Annotated in this window: 22 protein-coding genes; 9 read left to right on the forward strand and 13 right to left on the reverse strand. The window is 28.3% G+C overall.

What is annotated here, in order from left to right; all coding sequences use genetic code 11:
• The 6 genes from Q1X91_RS08740 to Q1X91_RS08765 form a co-directional block, all read right to left on the reverse strand.
• Positions 1-327, reverse strand: a 327-nt coding sequence (locus Q1X91_RS08740; protein WP_300755972.1) for an ankyrin repeat domain-containing protein, incomplete at its 3' end; no start/stop codon positions are given.
• Between the two features lie 291 nt (positions 328-618).
• Positions 619-915, reverse strand: coding sequence for a hypothetical protein (locus Q1X91_RS08745; protein WP_300755975.1), 297 nt, complete (start codon positions 913-915; stop codon positions 619-621).
• Positions 902-1,348, reverse strand: coding sequence for a hypothetical protein (locus Q1X91_RS08750; protein ID WP_300755978.1), 447 nt, complete (start codon positions 1,346-1,348; stop codon positions 902-904). Before Q1X91_RS08750 ends, Q1X91_RS08745 begins: the two co-directional genes overlap by 14 nt.
• Positions 1,308-1,553 carry a winged helix-turn-helix domain-containing protein gene (locus tag Q1X91_RS08755; protein WP_300755981.1) on the reverse strand — a complete coding sequence of 82 codons (246 nt, stop codon included), beginning with the start codon at positions 1,551-1,553 and terminating at the stop codon, positions 1,308-1,310. The genes Q1X91_RS08750 and Q1X91_RS08755 overlap by 41 nt, the downstream gene beginning before the upstream one ends.
• A 65-nt stretch (positions 1,554-1,618) precedes the next feature.
• Entirely contained in the window at positions 1,619-2,560 is a 942-nt protein-coding gene (locus Q1X91_RS08760; protein WP_300755984.1) for a TIGR01212 family radical SAM protein, read from the reverse strand.
• 450 nt (positions 2,561-3,010) lie between these two features.
• Complete coding sequence (locus Q1X91_RS08765) at positions 3,011-3,691, reverse strand: ankyrin repeat domain-containing protein (RefSeq protein WP_300755987.1); 681 nt, start codon at positions 3,689-3,691, stop codon at positions 3,011-3,013.
• 219 nt (positions 3,692-3,910) lie between these two features.
• Here Q1X91_RS08765 and Q1X91_RS08770 point away from each other — a divergent pair, with 219 nt between their 5' ends.
• From Q1X91_RS08770 to Q1X91_RS08795, 6 genes are all read left to right on the forward strand, one after another.
• Positions 3,911-4,048, forward strand: a complete 138-nt coding sequence (locus Q1X91_RS08770) for a hypothetical protein (RefSeq protein ID WP_300755989.1) — start codon at positions 3,911-3,913, stop codon at positions 4,046-4,048.
• A 109-nt stretch (positions 4,049-4,157) separates the two neighbouring features.
• Positions 4,158-4,346: a hypothetical protein gene (locus Q1X91_RS08775; RefSeq protein ID WP_300755990.1), complete on the forward strand. Its 189-nt coding sequence runs from the start codon at positions 4,158-4,160 to the stop codon at positions 4,344-4,346.
• A 32-nt stretch (positions 4,347-4,378) separates the two neighbouring features.
• On the forward strand, positions 4,379-4,747 hold the full coding sequence (locus tag Q1X91_RS08780; protein WP_300755992.1) for a hypothetical protein: 369 nt from the start codon (positions 4,379-4,381) through the stop codon (positions 4,745-4,747).
• Complete coding sequence (locus Q1X91_RS08785; protein WP_300755994.1) at positions 4,737-4,988, forward strand: hypothetical protein; 252 nt, start codon at positions 4,737-4,739, stop codon at positions 4,986-4,988. The genes Q1X91_RS08780 and Q1X91_RS08785 overlap by 11 nt, the downstream gene beginning before the upstream one ends.
• Positions 4,989-5,600: 612 nt before the next feature.
• Positions 5,601-6,356: an imidazole glycerol phosphate synthase subunit HisF gene (gene hisF, locus Q1X91_RS08790; RefSeq protein WP_300755996.1), complete on the forward strand. Its 756-nt coding sequence runs from the start codon at positions 5,601-5,603 to the stop codon at positions 6,354-6,356.
• 938 nt (positions 6,357-7,294) lie between these two features.
• Positions 7,295-7,708, forward strand: a complete 414-nt coding sequence (locus Q1X91_RS08795) for a hypothetical protein (protein WP_300755998.1) — start codon at positions 7,295-7,297, stop codon at positions 7,706-7,708.
• Between the two features lie 266 nt (positions 7,709-7,974).
• On the opposite strand, the gene hpt is transcribed toward Q1X91_RS08795, so the two are convergent.
• Positions 7,975-8,505, reverse strand: a complete 531-nt coding sequence (gene hpt / locus Q1X91_RS08800) for a hypoxanthine phosphoribosyltransferase (RefSeq protein WP_300756000.1) — start codon at positions 8,503-8,505, stop codon at positions 7,975-7,977.
• A gap of 1,083 nt (positions 8,506-9,588) precedes the next feature.
• Between hpt and Q1X91_RS08805 the strand changes: the two genes are divergently transcribed.
• Positions 9,589-10,398, forward strand: a complete 810-nt coding sequence (locus Q1X91_RS08805) for a class I SAM-dependent methyltransferase (protein WP_300756003.1) — start codon at positions 9,589-9,591, stop codon at positions 10,396-10,398.
• Positions 10,399-10,804: 406 nt separating this feature from the next.
• Here the strand turns inward: Q1X91_RS08805 and Q1X91_RS08810 are convergent, their stop codons facing one another.
• From Q1X91_RS08810 to Q1X91_RS08835, 6 genes are all read right to left on the reverse strand, one after another.
• Positions 10,805-11,824: an electron transfer flavoprotein subunit alpha/FixB family protein gene (locus tag Q1X91_RS08810; RefSeq protein ID WP_300756005.1), complete on the reverse strand. Its 1,020-nt coding sequence runs from the start codon at positions 11,822-11,824 to the stop codon at positions 10,805-10,807.
• Positions 11,825-11,856: 32 nt separating this feature from the next.
• Positions 11,857-12,642, reverse strand: a complete 786-nt coding sequence (locus Q1X91_RS08815; protein ID WP_300756008.1) for an electron transfer flavoprotein subunit beta/FixA family protein — start codon at positions 12,640-12,642, stop codon at positions 11,857-11,859.
• A 36-nt stretch (positions 12,643-12,678) separates the two neighbouring features.
• Complete coding sequence (locus Q1X91_RS08820) at positions 12,679-13,824, reverse strand: acyl-CoA dehydrogenase (protein ID WP_300756011.1); 1,146 nt, start codon at positions 13,822-13,824, stop codon at positions 12,679-12,681.
• A 62-nt stretch (positions 13,825-13,886) separates the two neighbouring features.
• Complete coding sequence (locus tag Q1X91_RS08825; protein WP_300756013.1) at positions 13,887-14,291, reverse strand: MaoC family dehydratase; 405 nt, start codon at positions 14,289-14,291, stop codon at positions 13,887-13,889.
• A 112-nt stretch (positions 14,292-14,403) separates the two neighbouring features.
• Positions 14,404-15,804 (reverse strand): GntP family permease, encoded by a 1,401-nt coding sequence (locus Q1X91_RS08830; protein ID WP_300756016.1) that lies wholly within the window; start codon positions 15,802-15,804, stop codon positions 14,404-14,406.
• A 33-nt stretch (positions 15,805-15,837) separates the two neighbouring features.
• Entirely contained in the window at positions 15,838-17,397 is a 1,560-nt protein-coding gene (locus tag Q1X91_RS08835) for an acyl CoA:acetate/3-ketoacid CoA transferase (RefSeq protein WP_300756019.1), read from the reverse strand.
• 666 nt (positions 17,398-18,063) lie between these two features.
• On the opposite strand from Q1X91_RS08835, the gene Q1X91_RS08840 reads away from it, so the two are divergent.
• Both Q1X91_RS08840 and Q1X91_RS08845 read left to right on the forward strand, forming a co-directional pair.
• Positions 18,064-18,678, forward strand: a complete 615-nt coding sequence (locus tag Q1X91_RS08840; RefSeq protein WP_300756022.1) for a V-type ATP synthase subunit E — start codon at positions 18,064-18,066, stop codon at positions 18,676-18,678.
• 11 nt (positions 18,679-18,689) lie between these two features.
• Complete coding sequence (locus Q1X91_RS08845) at positions 18,690-19,529, forward strand: DUF2764 family protein (RefSeq protein WP_300756025.1); 840 nt, start codon at positions 18,690-18,692, stop codon at positions 19,527-19,529.
• Positions 19,530-19,532 lie beyond the last annotated feature (3 nt).

A 19,532-nucleotide genomic window follows, 5' to 3' on the forward strand; every position in this document is an offset into this window, starting at 1 on the left:
ATTATCTACAGTATTAAAATCAGGATTATATTTTTCAAATAGTTTTAGCATTTCAAGTTCATCTAAAGCAGCCGCCCAGAAAAATGCATTTCTTCCGCTATTATCTTTTATTTTAGTAACATCAGCATTATGCTCTAATAAAATTTTAACAGCCTCCATTTTTCTTCCTCTTATAGCATTCATTAAAGGAGTATATCCTTCTTCTTCATCTTGAACATTGATATTGACTTTATCAATTAATTTTTCAATTCTATAAACTTGACCATAAAGGCAGGCATGCAGAAAACTCATTTCATCTTGAGATATACCATAAGAATAATTCACCATAAAAACTACTCCTATAATAATGAACACAATATATTTTTTTAATAATCTCATTTTATTTTCCTACTATCACTAATAAAAATTGTTATTAGCTAAATGATAAATTAATTTTAAGATTTAAATTATTTTATATTGATGATATTTGCAGAATTTGTTATTAATAAAATAATACAATTTTTCCAAAAAATAATATAAACCTCTTTTATAAGATAAACTATTAAAACAAAAAAGTCAATATAGGCGTATGCGGTATATAATTAATGATTATTAATACTAATCAGAAATATTTATTTTTTAGTTTGGATCATTAAATCTTTTGCTGTTTATTAAACTTGATATTATATGACTTTTAGATTTATCTTTTGCATCTAATATTTCATTAACATCATTAATAAAATCCTGAAACTGTCTGTTATAACAAAGTTTATGCATAGTATCTATATCTAAATAATTTCTTTTCTGTGCTGAAAATAATATTTCAGAATCTTCCGGATTATCATAATTTAATTTCATTATACCAACACCAAAAGATTGATTAAGCCTTTTCATCTCCTCCATAAGTTCATCATAATTATTTTCATCTATTTCCATAGCAGCAAGCCCAGCCAGAATTTGATAATGCCTGAAAATAATATTCTGTTAAACTTCCAAGTGTAATTTTTAATTTTAATTCATAAGCATAAATTTCTGTAGTAGGGAAGTTTATATGATTAAATAATTCTAAAACTGATTTATTAATATAGTCTTTAAATGTAACACCTACTATATCGGGAGTGCCCCATTTCATTTTTCCCTTTAAGTTTATATCAGCAGCATTGGCATTTATAGTTTTAGAATATATTTTTCTTGAATATAAATATTTTGTGAGAGGTATATGCAAATCTTCTTCTAATATTTTTTTATTTGTGATAATATCTTCTGTATCTTCTTCTTCGCCTAAATTATTAATTTCATTTATTAAATTTTGATTAGAATTATTTATTTTACTTTTTAATAAAAAACTTTCCTCTGCCAACTTTAACAAATATTGTAGTGTCTGGATTAAATTTTATATCCGTATATATTTTCGCACCCAAACTAGCAATAGGTGTTTTACTCATTTTACCATTTAATGTTTCAGCTATAATTTTATCATAACCCAATTCAATAGCTTTTTCCCATATTTCATCAACTTTCATAGGAACATCACTTTGCTCCAAAACTTTTTTTGCTGCATCATAATATGTCATAAATTACTCCTAAAACTTCATATGTAAATTATACTATATTTATATAAAAATTAAAATAAATATTATTACAAAATAAAATTGCTGCCCTGATAAATATTTTTTAGCTTCATACTTTTATTTATAAGGTTTATTATCTCTCCCTTGGATTTTTTCCACTTAGGTGCTACCAAGGTGTCGCCTAAACTGTCGCCCATTAATCTGGATATTATAATATTTTCTCTAGTCAAAGAAATAGCTTCGCACATCAAATCTATATAAAAATCTTCATCTAAAACAGGAAAATTATATTCTTTGTACATATTCTCAAAATAAGAGCCTTTTACTATATCAAGCTGATGAAACTTTACAGCGTCTATTTCAAGAGAAGAAATATCTTTTACAGTTTGAAGCATATCATCTCTGCTTTCAAGCTCTATATTTTTTTCATCTATAAACTTTTTAGGAAGTCCGAATATTACATGAGTACATATTATAAGATTAGGATAATTTTTTTTTATATGTTTTACAGTATCAGCAAATGATTTATAATTATGTCCTCTGTTTATAAAAATAGAAGTTTCATCATTGGAAGACTGAAGCCCCATCTCAAGCCAAATCTCTTTATTAAAGAAATAAGATAAATCATTAAGCTCTTTTAAAACATTATCTTCAAGCATATCGCTCCTTGCCCCAAACATAATCCCCACGCAGTCATCAAAATGTATTAACTTGTTAGCATAAAGTAAAGACTCTTTTGAGGCAAGCGGAGATAATGGAGTTCCTAGCTGAAAATAAGCGTAAAACTTCTGATATCTTCTTTTATAGTTTTCTACGCCGTTTATCCATTGCTTATTGATATTTTCCTCTATTATGTAAGGCGGTTTATAGCTATTTAAATTACAGAATCTGCATCCTCCGTCATTAGCTTTATGAGCACAGCCGAAATCCGTGTCTATAGAAATCTTACCTACCTTAAATCCAAATTTATTTTTAACATAGTCTGAAAATGAATGATATGTTTTTTGCATATATATATTTCTTTATAAATATTTTTTATTAATATATACTAAAAATTTTTAAGTTTGTCAACCGAGAAATTTATAATCATATTTTTATTTTAAAACTATTTTAACTCCCACCCTTTAAATTTTTTTAATACTATTTGTTATTTATGAATGATTTTTATTTTTGAACTTTTACTGTTATTTTTAGCACCCACCCAAGTGCGGTTTTAATTTGTAATGCTGTTCAACGCACGTTTAATTGATTCTTATATAGGGCAAAATTAGAATTAATTAATCCATTTATATTTAAAAAATTAGCTCTACGTGCGTGGAGTAAAGTGCAAAATTTTAATAACGCTTGGGCGGGAGCACTTTTTAAAGTTCAGACTTACAAGTTTAATTTATGCTGCATAAAAAATAAAGCTTTTAAATCTAAAAGGGCGGGAATGTAAATAAAATTTTTATATTTATTTTTCAATTATTAAAAGACATAATTGTTTTATATATTCTCTCTGTTTCTTCTCTTTTTCCATTGCTATTTAAATAATCAAAAGCATTATCGCCGTTATTATCTTTTTTCTTAATATCAGCATTATGTTTTAAAAGCTCTATTATTATATCTTCTTTAAGCATTAAGCATGCATACATTAATGCTGTAGTACCGTTATTATTGCAGGCGTTTACATCTGCATTATTATCTATAAGTATTTTTGCCATTTCAGAATTATTATAGCTGCATGAGTAAATTAATGGGGTATAGCCTTCATCATTTTTTGTGTTTACATCAGCTCCGTAATTTATTAAAAGTTTGGCAATATCTTCTCTTTTATAAAATAACGATATAAGAAAAGCATCAAAGCCTTGTTTATTTTTAATATTAAAGCAGGCATTATTTTTTAATAAAAGCTCTGCTATTTGGTAATGCCCGTAAAATGAAGCAAACATTAAAGCTGTCCAATTCTCTGAAGTTTCTAAGTTAATATCTGCATTGTTTTTTATTAGAACTTCTGCTGAATCATATTTATTAAAAATACAAGCAAGCATTAAGGCACTAAACCCTTCATCATCAAGTTTATTTATATCGATGTTTTGTTTAATGCCTTCTTTAAGTTTATTAATATTTCCGTTTTTACTTGCTTCAAAAAAATATTTCATAGATGTTTTAATCTGTTTTTTATTAATTGCCTACTAAGAAGATATAACAATATGCTAAAACAAACTGTAAAAACATTATAAATAATAATGTTATTTACATAAATATAATTATATGGTATAATAAAAATCATTATATAAATTAGGAGCTTTTATGTTTGATTTAGGCATTTTAATACGTTCATCTATAAATATAGTGCAGGTCATAGGCTATAAAACTATGTGCTTCGGGAATATGATTTGTTTTTAAGAGATAATCCAATACTAATAAGTAAAATAAGAGATATAGCATACAATGATTATAAAGATAGAAGTTTAGTACTGCTTCAGACAAAAAGAAGTCTTCCTTATATAACTTGAAAAAGCTGATAGCTGAGAATTTTTCTCAGGTGCTGAAATAAAAGAGGATATTAAAGAGGCATTATCCAAAGCATTTGATGAAGATAAGGAAGTAACAACAGAACATATAATGGAAGCTATGAAAAAAACTTATCCTATATCAACAACTATGAAAGAGAATATTAATAATATGAGAATATGGTCAAAAGCAAGGGCAGTACTTGCATCCTCTAATACTTGGGAAGAAGATGAAGCCTCAAAAGGCAAACCCATTCCTAAATTAAAACAGGAACAGTATAACCCTTTTGCTGAACAGTAAAAAAATAATTTTAAAAAAAGGAGAATATTAATATGAAAGAAAAAATAACAGTAATTTTAATTGATAATAATATCAATGAAGATGTTTTCATTAAAGCAGTTAGAAAATTTGGGTTCAAAACAGTAAGAAATTATGATTTAAATAAATCAACTTTTGATAATGACAATTTGAAATTTACTTTGATTAAGAAAAAAGATAAATTCAATATAATTATTGATAATCCTGACAGTAGTTGTCTAGGCGTTAATCCTATGGGAGATTGTGTAAATAATATAGTAAACTTTCTTTTAGAAAATAAAGCTTTAAATGAAGAAGAACTTATTAAAAGAGAAATAGTTTTGGATAAGAAAAAAAATTGCAAGCATGCCAAGCGGAGCAAATGTACAAAAGATGATTACTAAAAAAGATAAAAACATAATAGATATTTATGATTTTCCTGAAGATTATTCTATAGATACTGATGATATTATAGAAAGTATAAGCGGTATAGAAAATGAGGAACCTAATCAATTTTTGCCAATTATGAATTCTTCAATTCTTGGAGGAAAAAAAGATAATCAAATAAATATTAAAAGTTATGAGAATGATGTAAAATATTTTGTTAAATACATATTTGAAGAGTATAAAAAAGAATTAGATTAAAATTTTATTTTGCAAAAATTACAAATTGCAAAAATGTATTAATATATACTTTTTGCTTTTTTATTAATACAGAAATGCTTATAATAAAAAGCAAATAAATCTCTCTTTACTATGTAATGGACATTGAAGATGATGATATAGATTTGATTGAGCATATTTAGGATTTTCTGCTCGCACGCAGAATGAATTTAAAAAATACGGATTAATTGATAATTATAATTTTCATTACTTATAATAATCAAGCCAAACGTGCGTTGAAGAGCATTATGAAATTTACAACGCACTTGGGTGGGCAGCCATAATAACAGTTAAAGTAAATAGAGAAAAATAATTAAAAAATACCAGTATAACGTTCAAAAATTTAGAGGGTGGGGGTGATGGTAAATTTTAAAACTTTATTTTAATCCCCGCCCTTTTAGATTTAAAGGCTTTATTTTTTTATATGGTATAAATTAAACTAGTAAGCCTGCACTTCAAAAAATGCACCCGCCAAAAGCGTGATTTAAATTCAAATAATATAAAAGAAATAAGGTAATAAAATACAATATCTGCACTTTACGAAATGATGATTTTATTATATAATTTTTTAATATATCAAATTAGGTTTTTAGTATGATAACAAAAAGAATTATACCATGCTTGGATGTAAGAAACGGCAGAGTTGTAAAGGGTACAAATTTTGAAGGCTTAAAAGATGTTGATGATCCAGTGGAACTTGCCAAATATTATAATAATTCATTAGCAGATGAGCTTGTATTTTATGATATAACAGCTTCTTATGAGGACAGAAGTTTATTTGTCAATGTACTAGAAAATGTAGCTAAAGAAATATTTATACCTCTTACTGTAGGAGGCGGTATAAACAGTATAAAAGATTTTGATATAGTTTTAAAATCAGGTGCTGATAAAGTAAGTGTAAATTCAGGTGCAATAAAAAATCCTAATCTTATAAAAGAAGCTGCAGAGAAATACGGTAATCAATGTGTTGTTCTTTCAATAGATATAAAAAGAGTTAATGGTAAATATTCGGTATTTGCTAAAGGCGGAAGAGAAGATACAGGAATTGATGCTGTAAAATGGGCTATTGACGGGGAGAAAAACGGTGCTGGAGAACTTGTTATAAACAGCATAGATACTGACGGAGTAAAAAATGGTTTTGATATAGAACTATTAAAAGAAATAGCTGATAATGTATCTATTCCTTTAATAGCTTCAGGCGGTGCAGGCAGTATGGAGCATTTCAAAGATGTATTTGCTGTAAAAGGAGTCGATGCAGGTCTTGCTGCTTCTATATTCCATTATAAAGAAATAGATATAAAAGATTTAAAAGAATATCTTAATAGAAATAATATCAATGTAAGACTTTAATTTTTATTAAATAAAGTTGCTGATTCAAAACTAATTATATTAAGATTTGAAAATTTATATTATAATTTTCATCACCCAGTAGATTTATTTCAATTTTTTCTAGCTGCAGCATGGTCAATAAAACAAAAATATATAGAATTAATTTACAATTAAATTTTTACTATATTTGAAAAATAAATTCTACATTCGTAGGACTTAACATTAAAAAATTGTATTATGTTATAACTGTATTTTATATATAAATCATGAAATAATATTGAAATATTATATAATAGACTTGTTTCAAAAGTACTTGACAAGATTATATATGAAATTTTTATAATTTATAAATTATAAAAGCAATGTTTTACATGTTGTATAACTTATTATTTTAATGCATAAATACACAGTCCTTTTGCTTCTTTGGGCCACCAAAAGAAGTGGGGTCTGGCACGACTGTGTGCTTCGCAGCAAAGCCCCAGTTATAAAAATAAAAATACTAAAAATTAAAATAGTATAAATATTTCTTAATTTAGTTTTGAAACAAGTCTAATATAAATTATAAAAATATATTGACATAATAATTTAATGCTTTATAATATTTCTATGGGAAAAATATCTATTATATCAAATAATACACTCGACACTCGACACTCGACACTCGACACTCGACACTCGACACTCGACACTCGGTCAATAGTTTAAACTTTTCAAACAATTCTTTTAAATCATATTTCATAATACATATATATCAGGCTTTATTTTTTAATAAAGTCTTTTCGTCATTGCATAATTTAAATAATTGTAAATCCGTAAAATCATATTCAAAAAATCTTAAAAACCAAATCTATAATCTTACAAATCATTTTTTCAATTTTAATCAAAACTCAAAAAACTTATACAAGCAAATAAAGGAATCAAGCCTTTACAATAAAAATTTATATACAAGGAGTTCTATAATGAACAAAAAACTTTTATTAATTCTATCAACTTTATTTTTAATAGGACTATTGTCCGTAAGCTGTTCCAATGAGGATAAAACAGGAACAGGCGGAGAGGATACAACAGGTTCAAGAGTACCTACCGAAATTGCTGCTAAATATAATGGTACTTATGCGGCTCAAGGTAATAGTGCATTTATAGTAGTTAAAGAAGGTAAACTTGGAATGGGAGAAACCGAACGACAAGCGGGGTTTGATAATTTTCCAATGGCTCGTGAAGGAGAGATTTTCGGCAGCGATCCTAATTACGAGTTTGAAAATTCTGCAGTTGCAGGAACTCTAACTTTTACAGACAGTAGTGTTACTATAACTTTTACTAAAAATCCTACCCCTAACACTACCGGGATACCAGCGACTTTAAACAAAAAATAATAATCATATCTATTTTCACTTAATTAAGCGTTCGGTTTTTAATCGGGCGCTTTTTTTTATTATTTTTATATGCTTTATAAAAATATATTTTATGCTATAATTTGTATATTTTAAATCCCGCCCAAGTATTTATTAAGTTTAAAAATCTGTTCAGCGCACGATTAATTTTATTTATATTAAATAATATAATTTGCATTACAAATAAATTTATATTTTTAGTTTTACTCTCCGTGCGTTTGGTATGGAATTTATTTATTATTCAACAACTATTCAACAACGCCTATATATGGGAGGTTTCTGTATTTCTGAGCATAGTCTATTCCATAGCCTACTACAAACTCGTCCTCTATATCAAAACCGTTATAGTCTATTTTTATATTAACTTTTCTTCTCGAAGGCTTGTTTAGAAGTGTGCATATTTTTAAAGATGCTGGATTTCTAGTTTTTAATACTTCGCATATTTTTTCTAAAGTACAGCCTGTGTCTATAATATCCTCTACTATTATTACATCTCTTCCAGTAAGAGGCACATCAACATCTTTGAGTATTTTAATTTCAGAACCTATTTTATTATTGCCGTAGCTTGATACTATCATAAAATCAATTTCTACAGGTACATCAATATATCTTGTAAGATCTGCAATAAACATAAATGAGCCCTTGAGAAGTCCTATAATACATGGTATGTTTTCTTTATTTTTAAGATCATTAGAAATTTCTTCTGCTAATTCTTTAACTTTATTATTTATATCTTCTTCTGAGATAAGTATCTTTGATATATGATCGTATTTATTCATAAATTATTCCTTAATTTTTCTTTAAATTTTTATTGTATATTATCGTATATAAATAATAATTAAATTAAAGATAAAAAACATATTGGGTATAGCCTTTTTTATTGATTTAATATTTAATTAGATGATAAAATAAGAAATTGATTGTTAAAGAAAGTATATCATTTTTAATAACTATTTTTATCTTAAAAAAATTATTAAAAACGATAAAGCAGCTATAAAAATTTTTTTGTATATTTTTAGTAATTTACATTATTTATACTATATTTATACTATCTGTTTTTTATAATTTTATTTTCTAGTAGTAATAAGTTCTAATACTAATATTACATTTTAAATCCTGCACTCTTTTATTTTTAACTTTATTAATAACCTTTGACTATATTTTTTATGATTTGTATTATATTGTTTTGTATATTTATTTCTTTTATTTATTGTGGTAATTTAGATTATAATAAATACGTGACTTTTTAAACTTAAAGCGTGAAATATCTATGAAATTTAAACAAAAATATATGAATTAAATTTGATTTTTTTCATTTTTAATTTATAATAAAAAATGTATTTTAAGTAGTTTTTTGTAAAATGATAAAATATAGTTTTGATAGTAAGTAGCCTACAGGTTTCAATAATTTATCTAATTGCTAAAAATTATACATATTTTAATTACAAAAAACGATAAATTGCTCATTATAAATAATTATAGTAATAAAATATGATTTATTTCAGCTGTATTAAATTAATGCATAAATATAATATATATCATTCTATAACTTTTCACATATATGTTTTAAATTGCATAATATCTAATGAAATAATACAGAAAATAGATCAGATCAGATCAGATCATATCAGATCAGATCAATATGTAACGATTACATATCTATATATTTATAATAATAATTCAAAATATAAAAAATTACAACCTATGTTGTATAGTATAAAAGCTATGCGGCATAGGTTTTTTTGTGTTTAACTAATTTTGTAGAATATTATGAATAGAAAAATATGTAGGTATTAAGCGAAATTTAAATATTTATTTAACAAATTAAAAATTATATAAAGCCAGTTTTGGAGGTAGTATTTATGAATAATATTTTTAATAATGAAGAAAAATTTCATGATGAATGGGCAAAAAGTGAAAAAATTGATTCTATTTTAGTTGACGACAATTTTGAATCATGTGTTGTGCCAGAAAAAAAATTTGTTATGAGTAATTTGGGAGATATAAAAGATAAGAAATTATTAGATATAGGATGTGGATTAGGGGAGTCATCTGTATATTTTGCTAAAAAAGGAGCAGAAGTATATGCTAGTGATATTAGTATGGAAATGTTAAGGAAAACATTAGAATTAGCGGACATTCATAATGTAAAACTTAATGTATTAAAATCTACATCAGATAAAATAGATATTGAAGATGAATATTTTGACATAGTATATGCAGGCGATATTTTACATCATGTTGATATAGATGATACTTTAAAAGAAATTAAAAGAATTTTAAAAAAAGATGGTATTTTTATATGTATAGAACCATTAGCACATAATCCTGCAATTAATATATTTAGATTATTATCTCCAAAAGTTAGAACCAAAGATGAGCATCCATTAAAAATGAAAGATGTAAAATTGTTTAATAAATATTTTAAAAATGTTAAATATGATATGTTTTGGTTTATTACAAATTATATATTTTTTAAATACTATTTTTTTGATAAGGTAGATCCTAATAAAGAAAGATATTGGAAAAAAATTATAGAAGATGCTAATAATGTAGAAAAATTATATTATAAATTAGAAAATGTAGATAATTTTATAAAAAAAGTATTTCCTTTTATAAAATCTTGGTTTAGGTATATTGTAATTGTTGGAAATAATAGGATAGATTTATGATTTATTAATTTCAGATTTTTATGAATATACTATGAACTTTTTTGACGCAAATACTCTGAGACTTTCTCAAATGTTACCATACCAAAGATACTTTGCCCAAAAACTTAATTACTAATTTTATTATTGATAATATGGTAATACCTTAAATTAAGATTAAAAATGAAATCCTTTTACAGAATGTGTACTATGTATGGTTCTTTTATACAACTATGCCTAATGATATTGATGCAAAAAGAGGATAGCTATAAAATGTTTCTCAGAGTGTAACCAAAGAAATTATAAATAAAATTGATTTTAAAACAAGTTTATTAAAAAGCTAAATTTAAAATATAAATATAGCAAGTGCCGAAACTTTATTTTCAGCACCTGCTCTTGATTATTCAAAAATGTTTCTAAAATAATTTTATTACTTAGCTTTTTTAGCTTCTATTGCTTTTGATAGTTCTTCAGCTAAAAGAGGAAGTACTTTGTTTACATCGCCTACTATACCTAAATCGGCAATGCCAAACATAGGAGCGTCTTTATCTTTATTTATAGCAATGATGTATTCTGATTCTTCCATACCAGCCATGTGCTGAATAGCTCCAGATATACCGCAAGCGAAATATATATTTGGTCTTACAGTTTTACCAGTTTGTCCAACTTGTCTTGATTGTTCTATAAATCCAGCGTCTACTGCTGCTCTTGAAGCAGAAACTTCAGCACCTATTTTTGAAGCTACAGCTTCTAAGTTTTTGAAGTTTTCTTTAGAACCTACGCCTCTTCCTCCAGATACTAATATTTTAGCTTCTGTAATATCAACTTTTTTAGAAGTTTCTTTTACTATATCTAGGATTTTTACTTTCATTTTAGAAGTATCTATATTTACAGGGAATATTTCTATTTCACCTTTTCTTCCTTCTTCTTTAGGAAGTTTCTGCATAACACCAGGTCTTACAGTAGCCATTTGAGGTCTGTGGTCTGGACATACAATTGTAGCCATTAAGTTGCCGCCGAATGCAGGTCTAGTCATACCGAATACATTTGTAGCTTCGTCTATGTCTAATTTTGTACAGTCAGCAGTAAGTCCAGTATTCATTCTTGAAGATACTCTAGGAGCTAAGTCTCTGCCTAAAGTAGTTGCACCTAATAGTACGATTTCAGGTTTTTTAGCGTCTATTATTGCTTTGAATGCCTGAGCGTATGCTTCAGTATCATATAGTTTTAGATGTTCATTATCTGCTACTAATACTATATCAGCACCATATTCTATTAAAGTTTGAGCTAAATTTTGTATATTATGTCCCATTAAAACAGCTGTTACAGGTGTTTTTAATTGAGCTGCAAGTTTTTTTGCTTCTCCGATTAATTCTAAACCTACGTTTTGAAGTACACCGTCTCTTTGTTCAGCAAATACTAATATTCCTTTATAATCACTTAAATTCATTATTCATCTCCTTTGTTTAAGGTTATTTGTTATCAGATAACAAATTTTTCTTTTAATTTTTCAATTATGATATTAACAGCTTCTTTAGTATCAACTTCAAATACTTTACCAGCCTGTTTAGCTCCTTTAGTAAATGCTTTTTTTACTTTAGTAGGAGATCCGGTAAGACCTATTAATGAAGGGTCTATTTTAATAGTTTCTGATGTCCATATTTCAACTTCTCTATCATATGCTTCCACTATTCCTTTAACTCTCATGTATCTAGGGCTGTTAGCTTCTGATAATACTGTTACTAAAGCAGGTAATTGAACATTTAGCAAATAATATCCGTCTTCTATTACTCTTTTTACAGTTAATGATTTATCAGCTTCATTATACTGTATTTCTTTAGCATAAGAAATCTGAGGTATTTGTAAGTGTTCAGCTGTTTGCGGACCAACTTGAGCAGTATCACCGTCTATAGCTTGTCTTCCAGAGATTATAAGGTCATATTCTAAAGTTTTTAGAGCTGCTGCTAAAGTATTAGAAGTAGCTAAAGTATCAGCACCTCCGAACTTTCTATCAGTTATAAGAATAGCTCTGTCAGCTCCCATAGCGAAAGCCTCTCTTAATATAGCTTCAGCCTGAGGAGGTCCCATTGTTATTACAGTTACATGAGCACCATATTTATCTTTTAATTTTAAAGCTTCTTCTAATCCGCTTTTATCATCAGGGTTCATTATACTAGGAACACCGTCTCTTATTAATGTACCTTTAACAGGGTCAAGTCTAATTTCAGTTGTATCTGGCACCTGTTTTACACAAACTACTATTTTCATTTCTATTCCTCCATAAATGTTTATTTACTAATTATATTATTTTAAAAGGCTTCCTGCGATTACCATTCTTTGAACTTCTGAAGTACCTTCATAGATTTCTGTAATCTTAGCATCTCTCATCATTCTTTCAACAGGATATTCTCTAGTATATCCGTATCCGCCATGAAGCTGAACAGCTTTAGTTGTAACTTCCATTGCAGTTTCTGAAGCAAATAATTTAGCTCTTGCGGCATCTACAGAATATGGAAGATGATTGCTTTCTCTCCAAGCAGCTTTATAAACTAGAAGTCTTGAAGCTTCTACTTTTACTTCAAGGTTAGCTAATTGGAATTGAGTATTTTGGAAATTAGCTATAGTTCTTCCGAATTGTTTTCTTTCTTTTACATAAGCTACAGTTTCATCAAGAGCACCTTGAGCAATACCTAAAGCCTGAGAAGCAATTCCTATTCTTCCTCCGTCAAGAGTCATCATAGCAATTTTAAATCCTTTGCCTAATTCGCCTAATAAGTTGTCTTTTGGTATTCTTGCATTTTCAAATATTAATTCGCAAGTAGCAGAACCTCTGATACCCAATTTTTTTTCTTTTTTACCGATAGAAAATCCAGGTGCAGTTGATTCTACGATGAAAGCAGAAATACCTTTTAATCCTTTTGATTTATCAGTCATAGCAAATATAACATATACATTAGCATACCCTGAGTTTGTTATGAATATTTTTGAACCATTAAGAATCCACTCCTGAGAAGCTTCATCTAATACAGCTGTTGTTTGCTGACCGGCGGCATCAGTACCGGCATTTGGTTCAGTAAGACCGAATGCACCAAGCCATTCTCCGCTAGCTAGTTTAGGAATATATTTCTGTTTTTGAGCGTCTGTACCAAATTGTAATATAGGCCAAGTTCCAAGAGAAGTATGAGCAGAAAGGATAACGCCGGTAGTACCGCAAACTCTTGATAATTCTTCAACAGCCATAGCATACATTAGATTGTCTCCGCCTGCACCGCCGTATTCTTTAGGGATAGGTATGCCCATAAGTCCTATTTCAGACATTTTTTTTACAGTTTCAACAGGGAATCTTTCTTCCTCGTCAACTTCTGCAGCTAAAGGTTTTACCTCTTTTTCAGCAAATTCTCTTATCATTTGTCTGAAAAGTTCATGTGTTTTAGACAAATTAAATTCCATTATCTAATCCTCCTGATAGTATCTTTATCAATTTTTTAATTTTATAATATGTTTAACAATTGTTATTTTTTCATTATAGTTGCTTTTCCGCTTAAAACAACTTTTCCGTCTTGATTTGTACAAGTAGTAGAAAGAATTACTCTGTTCTTTTCCGGAATAAGTTCTATAATTTCAGCAGCAGCTGTTATTGTATCTCCGAAATATACAGGTGCTGTGAATTTTAATTCTTGTCCCATATAAATACTTCCTTCGCCGGGGAGTTTTGTTCCTAAAACTGCAGATATAAGTCCTGCAGTAAGCATTCCATGAGCTATTCTATGCTTAAACATAGTCTGCTGAGCATGAACTTCATTCAAATGAGCAGGATTTGTATCAAGTGTAATTCCTGCATATAAAATTACATCTGTTTCTGTTATAGTTTTAGTAATTTCTGCTTTCATACCAACTTTTAATTCTTCAAATTTCATAATTATTGCTCCTAAAAAATATTTTTATAAATATAAAGTATATATAAAGTTCGGCAAAATCTCTTTATCAGATATTCTGCCGAAAAATATTTAATTTTTTTATATTATAATATTATACAATACCAAAGATTGAATAAAGTACAATACAAATAGCAACTGTTATTACTGGAATTATAGCAGTACATACTGCAATATCTCCATAAGATTCTCTGTGAGTCATACCAGTAACTGCAAGAACTGTGATAACCGCACCATTGTGAGGCATAGTATCCAAACCGCCGCAAGCCATAGAAGCTATTCTGTGAAGAACCTGAGGGTCTATATTAGCAGCTAAAGCATCTTTTAAATATACATCAGCAAGAGCTTCAAGAGCTATACTTAATCCGCCTGATGCTGAACCTGTTATACCAGCAAGTGCAGATACTGAAATAGCTTCTGATACAAGAGGGTTAGAAGAAAGTCCTAATAAAGCACCTTTTACAACAGCAAATGCAGCCATTGCAGCTATAACACTTCCATAACCAACCTCAGAAGCAGTATTCATTACAGCAAGGAATGATCCTGATACTCCGTCAGTAAGAGTTTTAATAACGTTTTTCATTCTTTTTAAGTTAAGAAGAATTGCAGCTATTATAGAAATTACTAATGAAACAATTAAACTCCAGTTTCCTACAACTTTTGAAGATTCTGTTCCGTAACTTTCAAGATAAGAAAGATCTAATTTAGGGAATACAAATTTAGAAGCGATAATTCCTACAATTATAACTAGCAATATAGGAAGAACTGCAATTATGAACGGAGGTATATTTTTTGAATTTTCTCCTGTATTATCAATGGCAGGTTCATTTTGATGTACTCCGTATCCTTCGCCTTTAGCCATAGCTTTTTTTGCTCTTCTTTGAAGCCATATAACCCCGCTTGTTCCCATTAATATAGCCCCGATTATTCCAAGAATAGGAGCTGCATAAGCATCAGTTCCGAAATACTGCATAGGAATAGCATTCTGAATTTGAGGTGTTCCTGGTAAGGCTGTCATTGTGAAAGTAAAAGCTCCTGCAGCAATTGATCCGGGAATAAATCTTTTAGGTATTCCTGCTTCTCTGAATAAAGCTGCTGCAACAGGATAAATAGCAAAAGCTACTACAAATAAAGATACTCCGCCGTAAGTAAGTATAGCACAAGCAATAACTATAGCAACTATAGCTTTTTCTTTACCAAATTTTTCACAAACAAAATATGAAATACTTCTTGCTGAACCAGTGTCATCCATTACTTTACCAAATATAGCTCCAAGCAAGAAAATAGGGAAATAAGTTCTTACATATCCTGCCAAACTGTTCATAAAAGTTTCTGTATATGTAGCTAAAACATGAATATTTCCGCTGTCAATACCGCCCATTATTGCTGCTAAACAAGCAAGAATAGGTGCTATGATTAAAACTGAAAACCCCCTATACGCTAAATACATTAAAAGTACTAGCGATAATACAATACCAATTGTGCCAAATACCATAAGATATCTCCTTAAATAATTATTTAGTTTTTATTAAAATATTAATCCCATTTTTTCATCTTTAAATATTCTTGAATCCATTTTCTTCAAGTCATCAGCTACAATAGGCTTGAATTCCATTTGATCCAATACATCTTTTTGAAGATCTACACCCGGAGCTATCTCTATAAGTTTTAATCCTTCTTTAACAAGAGTGAAAACAGCTCTTTCAGTTACATAAGTAACTTTTTTATTGTTTTTATTAGCAATATTACCGCTAAATGTAACTTGCTCTACATCTTTTATAAATTTCTTAACTTTTCCTTCCTGAAGAATTCTAAGTTCTCCGTTTTCAACACCTATTTTTAATCCTCCAGTTGTGAAAGTTCCTAAGAATACTACTTCTTTTGCATTTTGTGTTATATTGATAAATCCGCCGCATCCTGCAATCTTTGGTCCGAATTTAGAAACATTTATATTTCCGTATTGGTCGCATTGTGCTAGTCCTAAAAATGCCATGTCTAATCCGCCGCCGTCATAGAAGTCAAATTGATACGGCTGATCAACTATTGCTGTAGCATTGAATGTAGCACCAAAGCTAAGTCCGCCCATAGGAGTACCGCCTATTGCTCCGGGCTCAACGGTAGGTGTGAAGTATTCTTCCTGACCTTCTTCATTTACTACCATAGATATAACTTCAGGCATTCCTATGCCGTAGTTTAATATTTTTTTGCTTCTATCTAAAAGCATTGCACATCTTCTTGCAATGATTTTTCTTTCATCAAGTTTTACTTCTTTAAGTCCTCCTTCAACAACGAAGTTATTTTTAACATATCCCGCATTATAATATTCTCCGAAAGTCTGCATATGATTTTCAGGATTTTCAGCTACAACCACATAATCTACTAAAATTCCTGGAATTTTTACTTCTTTTGGAGGTATGCTTCCTCTTTTTACTTTTGCTTTAACTTGAACAAAGACTTTTCCCCCGCTATTTTTAGCGGCAGTTGCTATGGATAAACCTTCAAGAGTAAGGGCTTCTTCTTCATAAGAAATATTTCCGTCTTCATCTGCATAAGTTCCTCTCAATATGGCATAATCCAGTTTAGGAGCATGATAAAACAGCAAATCCTGACCTTTAAATTTGCATCTCTCAACGATATCTTCTGTCGTTATGCTGTTAAGTTTTCCTCCTTGAAGTTCAGGATCTACAAAAGTTCCAAGTCCTACATGCGAAAGTATTCCTGGTTTCCCAGCAGCCATTTCTCTAAACATTTGTACTATAACTCCCTGAGGAAGATTATAGGCTTCAATTTCATTGTTATTTGCCAATTCCCCAAGTCTTGGAGCTAATCCCAAATGTCCTGCAACAACTCTTTTTAAAAGTCCTTTATGACCTAAACGTCCTGACCCTTTTACTTTACCGTCTCCTGTTCCTGCTCCAAAAATAATGCTTAAATTATTAGGGTATCCTTTTTCTAAAAAGGATTTTTCAATTTGAATTAAAATTTCTTCAGGAACACCTATGCCTACAAATCCGTCCAAACCTATAAAAGAGCTGCTGTCAATAAGTTCGCTGACTTGACTTGCTTTTATAAATTTTACTTTATCCATTTACTGCCTCCTCAAAGTATTAAAATAGTTTATAATCTAATATAGTATATTTTTTTTGTAAAATCAAATGCATAATGTTATAAAATAAATATTTTGTTTAATATTGAGACTAAAAATAAATAAAATTTAAAGATATTGTACTTGAATTACTTAATTTTCTATGTACGGCATTTATTTTTAAGTTATTATGTAATTATATTTTAATAAAATAAACTCTATATTTATTGTAAATATAGTTTTATTTTTTAGATAATAATGTATACAATTTAGAAAATATTTTTATGTAATTGTATTTTTTATATAATAGTTTTTTATATCATATTTTTAAATTTTTTATTATATTTCCTATTTATTATATTTCTTTAAATCTTTAAATCTCTGATAAAAATAGTTTTATATTTTGTTATTTATTGATATTTTTATTGATATTTTTTATAGTTTTTTTTGAAAAAAAAATTGATTTTATTATATTTATATAATATGATTTTTAAAGTTTTTTATTCACTAAAAATTGTTATAGCATAATAATTAAATACTGCAGGTAATATTTTTTTTATTTTGCTTGACTTTTTTAAAAATACTGATAGACTGCAAGGAAATAGTGTCTTTTTGGAGAAAAATTTTAAAATTTCTATAAATCAATTTATAAAATGTTAAGGAGTTATTATGGCTGAAGAGAAAAAATTAGACTCCCTTCTTGAACGCATATATCAAGATGGTGTTGAAAAATCCAACAAAAAAGCTGATGAAATAATCTCAAATGCTAAAAGCGAAGCTGACAGAATAATAAAAGAAGCAGAAGCTAAATCCGAAGAAATCGTTAAAGAAGCCGAAAGAAAGTCAGAAGAGCTAAAGAAAAATACAATAACAGATGTACGTATGGCAGGCGAGCAATCAATTAGTGCTTTAAAACAAAGAGTAAAAGAATTGGTAACAGCTAAAGTACTCGAAGAAGGCTTGAAAGGAGCTTTTGCAGATACCAGCTTTTTAAAAGACTTAATTCTTGAAGTAGTAAAAAAATGGGATATATCTTCCAGTAATTCAGATGTAACAGTGTATTTCCCAGAAGCAAAAAAAGCTGATATAGATTCAGCATTTGAAAAATCTATAAAAGCAGCTATAAAAAATGCTACTATCAACTTTGATAAAAAATTATCTAATGGTTTTAAAATCGTACCTGAAGGCGGAAATTATCAGCTTCAGTTTACAGATGAAGATTTTGTAGAGTTTTTCAGTGATTATATAAAAGCAAAAACGGAAGAAGTAATTTTTAGTAAATAAGAGGGGTGAGTATGGGATCATATTATTATCTTATCTCAGGTCTTCCCGAAGTGAAACTTTCTGATGCTAAGGCTAAGTATGATATTAATGAAATTACTCAAAGCATATTATCTAGTTTAAGTGCCAAAGATGCTAAATCTTTTAGTTATCTTATATATCAAAATGATAATAAAAATCTAGTAAGTGCTATAGCTAAGCAAAAAGGTTTATTCAGTCCTTATATAGAGCATATAGAACCTTCAATATTCAGTAAAGAAGAGATTCAAAAATACAGTACAATTTCTAATTTGCCGTCATATATGAATAAATTTTTAGAAGATAACAAAAATGTTGAATGGGAAAATGTAAGACATATAGAGAATGCTTTACTCGGTTTGTATTATGAAGAGATGATAAAAAGCGGCAATTCATTTATAAGAAGTTATGCTTCATTTATGCGTGATTTAAAAAATATATTGGCAGCTTTAAATGGAAGAGCTTTAGGGTTTTCAAGTGAAGAAATATCAAAAGAGTTAATAGGCGACTATTCATTAATATCCGCTTTAACTAAATCTACCGCTTCAGATTTTGGAGTAGGTAAGGAGATGCCTTATATAAACAGTATTATTGACACATTCAATTCTTCAGATAAAGCAGACCCATACAATATGGAAAATATTGAATGTTCTTTAGTAAAAGAGTTTTTGGATAGAGCTACATCTATAAAATCTTTTACCACAGATAATGTTTTTGCTTACTATATAAATCTTACTTATGCTGTTAGTATAAACGGAAGGAATGAAGAGGAAGGTAAAAAGCATTTGGAGACGCTAATTAATTCTTTAAAATCAAAAGCGTCTGTGTATAATTAATTA

It is taken from the genome of uncultured Brachyspira sp., from assembly GCF_949287625.1.
Lineage (GTDB): Bacteria > Spirochaetota > Brachyspiria > Brachyspirales > Brachyspiraceae > Brachyspira.